This is a genomic window from Actinoplanes sp. ATCC 53533, from assembly GCF_003947245.1.
Genome location: NZ_QHHV01000566.1, coordinates 1 through 885, shown reverse-complemented (window position 1 = coordinate 885; position 885 = coordinate 1). Strand labels below are relative to the sequence as shown.

1 protein-coding gene is annotated in these 885 nt (G+C 67.1%); it reads right to left on the bottom strand.

Going from position 1 to position 885, the window contains the following annotated elements:
• Positions 1 to 36 precede the first annotated feature (36 nt).
• A partial coding sequence (gene pstC, locus DMB66_RS60055) for a phosphate ABC transporter permease subunit PstC (protein ID WP_125812713.1) occupies positions 37 to 885 on the bottom strand: 849 nt, incomplete at its 5' end.

Here is an 885-nt window from a genome sequence, read left to right as displayed (position 1 = left end):
TCAGGCGCAGAGTTGATGATTCGCTCGCAAGCTCGTTCATGCGGCACTGTCCCGGAACTCGCGGCGGCGGTAGATGATCGCCCGCGCTGCCATGTTGACGACCAGGGTGATGGCGAAGAGCACCAGGCCGGAGGCGATCAGCGCGCCGCGGCCGGTGGCGTTGGCCTCGCCGAAGGTGTTGGCGATGTTGGCGGCGATGCTGTTGCCGCCGCTCTCGATCAGGTTGAACGAGATGTTGAAGACGATGCCGAGGGTCAGCGCCAGCGCGATGGTCTCGCCGAGCGCGCGGCCCAGGCCCAGCATGACCGCGGCGATGACGCCGGGCTTGCCGTACGGGATCACGGCCGTGCGGATCATCTCCCACTTGGTGGCGCCCAGGGCGAGCGCCGCCTCCTCGTTCATCAGCGGGGTCTGCTGGAACACCTCCCGGGACAGCGAGGTCACGATCGGCAGCACCATGATCGCCAGCACCAGGCTGCCGAGCAGGATCGAGCGGCCGAACGGCCCGTCGCCACCGAAGATCGGCAGCCAGCTGAAGTACTTGTTCAGCCAGACCGAGAAATCCTCGACCGGCACCCGGAAGACGTCGCGTCCCCAGAGGCCGAAGACGACGCTGGGCACGGCGGCGAGCAGGTCGATGATGAAGCCCAGCGGGTTGGCGAGACGCTTCGGCGCGTAGTGCGAGAGGAACAACGCGATGCCCAGGGCGATGGGCACCGCGACGATCAGCGCGATGACCGACGTCAGCACCGTGCCGAAGGCCAGCGCGGCGATGCCGAACTTCGGCTCGGCGTCGTTGGGGAACCAGGCCTTGTAGGTCAGGAAGTTCTCGGTGTTGGCCTGCAGGGCCGGCACGGCCTTCGAGATCAGGAAGATCGCGATGGC